We start from the raw sequence: 2,780 nt of genomic DNA, 5'->3' as shown, positions 1-2,780 counted from the left end.
TTCAGGCCCTGGATATGCAGGTTGACCGGTCGCGAGCCGATGGCGCAGCCACCTGGCAGGGAGACCTCTGCTTCACCAAAACGCGTCAGCAACGGGCCGAGCACCAGGATAGAGGCGCGCATGGTTTTCACCAGTTCATAGGGTGCCAGCAGACTGGTGATGTTGGAACTGTCCGCCACCAGAGACATGTCGTCGACCAGTTCAATGCGGGTGCCGAAGCGGCCCATCAGTTCCAGTGTGGTGGTGATGTCGCGCAGGTGCGGGACATTCCGCAGCGTGAAGGGCTCTGGACATAACAGGGTGGAGGCAATAATCGGCAGTGCCGCGTTCTTGGCGCCGGAGATGGTGACTTCGCCGTGCAGCGGGCCATTGCCGATGATGTTCAGCTTATCCATTCAGGCCGTCGCTGAATCCTGAACATTTGCAAAGGCGTCGATAATCCGGTCAATCTGTTCTTCGCTATGTGCCGCACTGACACTGCAACGCAGCAGGCTGTCGTCGGTCGGCGAGGCGGGTGGCATGACCAGGTTGACGTAAGCACCCAGCTGCAGCAGCCGGTTCCACCAGTCAATCGCCTGGTGGCGGTCCTTGATGGTAACGGCAATCACCGGGCTGACCTCGGGGCTGACCTGCAGGCCAAGTGCTTTCAGTCCGTCATAGAGCCGGTGGGCATTGGCCCACAGCTGGTCGCGCAGGTACGGGCGCTCCTGCATCAGGCGCAATGCTGCGCGTGTCGAGGCGATGACCGATGGCGAGGGCGATGCCGTGAAAATATAGGAGCGAATGGCGAAGCGAATGGCATTCAGCTGGTCATGGCTGCTGACACAGTAGCCGCCAATGGCGCCGAGACTCTTGCTGAAAGTACCGACCACAAAGTCCACATCGTCCTCCACGCCGGCGGCTTCCGCTACGCCACGGCCGTGTTCCCCGAGCATGCCCAGCGAATGGGCTTCATCGACCAGCAGCAGACCGCCGTACTTGCGTTTCACTTCGGCAATTTCCGCCAGCGGCGCCTGGTCACCCATCATGCTGTAGATACCTTCGACAATAATCAGGGTATTGTCGATGCGGTCACCGAGCCGGCGCAGGCGTTTGTCGAGGTCGGCCGGATCGTTATGGCGGAAACGTATTACGTCCGCGCCACCCAGACGTACGCCGTCGTAGATACTGGCATGGCTGTCAGCGTCGAGTACGATGACATCGCCTGGTCCGGCCAGCGTGGCACCCATGCCCATGGTGGCGGCGTAACCGGTGGAAAAGACAATGGCGTGCTTGCGGTCGAAGAAGGCGGCCAGTTCGTTTTCCAGCGCCACGTGTTCGGCGAAGGTGCCGTTGGCCATGCGCGAGCCGGTGGTGCCGGTGCCCAGTTCGTCGATGGCTTTCTTCGCGGCTTCCAGGCATTCGGGCTCGAAGGTGAGGCCGAGGTAATTATTGGTGCCGGCCAGAATCACCTTGTGGCCGTTGACGATGGCCTCGGTGGAGGACAACAGTTTTTCTGTCACGGCGCCAAACGGCATGATGCCCAGTGCCTGTAGCTCGGCCTGGATGTCGGCAATCGGCTGAAATTTATCGAACAGGCTCATGATTCAGCGGTCAAGTATTTCCAGCGCCTGCGCCAGATCGTGTACGGTACGGATATCGGGCAGGATGTTGAGCGGGATCGACATGTCGAAGTGGTCTTCCAGTTGCTCGATCAGTTCCATCACCTGCAGCGAGGTCAGGCCCAGTTCGGCGACCAGCTCACATTCCTCATTGAGCAGGATACCCTGTTTGGCAAAGGGCTTGAGCACGTCGAAAATGCGCTCAAGGACTTCATTGTAGTCAGGCATGCAGAAAACTCGTCCGGATCCGGGGCTTGATAGTTGCGCCGCGCGGCGCAAGCCGCTAGATTCGCAAACGCTGAATTGTACTTGGAGTTGAGCGGCGGCGCCACGGGTGTCGGCCCTGAAATCATTGCCCATGAGTCCCGTTGAACCCGTACACGCCGACACGGCCGATTCCAGCGAGGAATCCACGCCCTCTGTGTGGCTGGTCACCGGCTACCGTGCCGGCGAACGCAACCAGGTGATTGCACTGGGCGAGGCATTGGGCTGGCCGTTCGAGCTGAAGGAGCTTGATTACCGCACGACGGAATTTCGTACCAGCCTGTTTCGCGGCAGTGACCTGCGGGGCATCCGGCTGCACAGGTCTTCCCCGCTCGAAGCCCCCTGGCCGGAGCTGGTGATTTCTGCCGGTATGCGCAACGAGCCGGTGTGTCGCTGGATACGGGCGCAGCAGGGTGGCGGCACGCGTATTGTGCATATCGGCCGACCCTGGGCGCGCCCCGACAATTTCGACCTGATCGTGACCACCCCCCAGTACCGCCTGGCGGAGCACCCGAAGGTCTTGCAGAACACCCTGACCCTGCACCGGGTGACAGCACAACGGCTTGAGCAGGAAGCGGCGCGCTGGCGGGAGCGGTTTGCCCACCTCGCCGGCCCGCGTATCGCGGTGATACTTGGCGGCAACAGCGGGCCTTATACGCTGGGGCTGAAAAACGCCCGGGCGATTGCTCAACAGGTGAATGAACAGGCACGGCAACGTGGTGGTTCGTTGATGATTTCCACCAGTGCGCGCACCCCGCCAGCCGTGATCGATCTCTTTGAACGGGACATTAGCGTGCCGAAGGTGTTGTATCGCTGGCGCCCGGACGATACGGAAAACCCGTACTTCGGCATGCTGGCCCTGTGTGACGAGCTGGTGGTGACGGCCGACAGTATCTCCATGCTTGGTGAAGCCTG

4 protein-coding genes are annotated in these 2,780 nt (G+C 60.9%); 1 reads left to right on the top strand and 3 read right to left on the bottom strand.

Annotation, left to right across the window (positions count from 1 at the left end; translation table 11 throughout):
- The 3 genes from ACW81B_RS06880 to ACW81B_RS06870 all read right to left on the bottom strand — a co-directional run.
- Positions 1–395, bottom strand: a 395-nt coding sequence (locus ACW81B_RS06880) for a carboxyvinyltransferase (RefSeq protein WP_491579477.1), incomplete at its 3' end; no start/stop codon positions are given.
- Positions 396–1,583, bottom strand: a complete 1,188-nt coding sequence (gene spt / locus ACW81B_RS06875; protein ID WP_491579476.1) for a serine palmitoyltransferase — start codon at positions 1,581–1,583, stop codon at positions 396–398. It abuts the gene before it with no gap.
- Between the two features lie 3 nt (positions 1,584–1,586).
- On the bottom strand, positions 1,587–1,829 hold the full coding sequence (locus tag ACW81B_RS06870) for an acyl carrier protein (protein WP_491579475.1): 243 nt from the start codon (positions 1,827–1,829) through the stop codon (positions 1,587–1,589).
- A gap of 130 nt (positions 1,830–1,959) precedes the next feature.
- On the opposite strand from ACW81B_RS06870, the gene ACW81B_RS06865 reads away from it, so the two are divergent.
- Positions 1,960–2,780: mitochondrial fission ELM1 family protein (locus ACW81B_RS06865; RefSeq protein ID WP_491579474.1), on the top strand; the 821-nt coding region annotated here is incomplete at its 3' end.

The sequence above is a fragment of the Thiogranum sp. genome, from assembly GCF_058323355.1.
The sequence above is the reverse complement of the archived record's forward strand: the minus strand, read 5'-3'. Positions and strand labels throughout refer to the sequence as shown.

Bases quoted from the DNA above. Each gene is read 5' to 3' on its own strand.
- spt (WP_491579476.1), bottom strand. From the start codon at position 1,583: ATGAGCCTGTTCGATAAATTTCAGCCGATTGCCGACATCCAGGCCGAG.
- ACW81B_RS06870 (WP_491579475.1), bottom strand. From the start codon at position 1,829: ATGCCTGACTACAATGAAGTCCTTGAGCGCATTTTCGACGTGCTCAAG.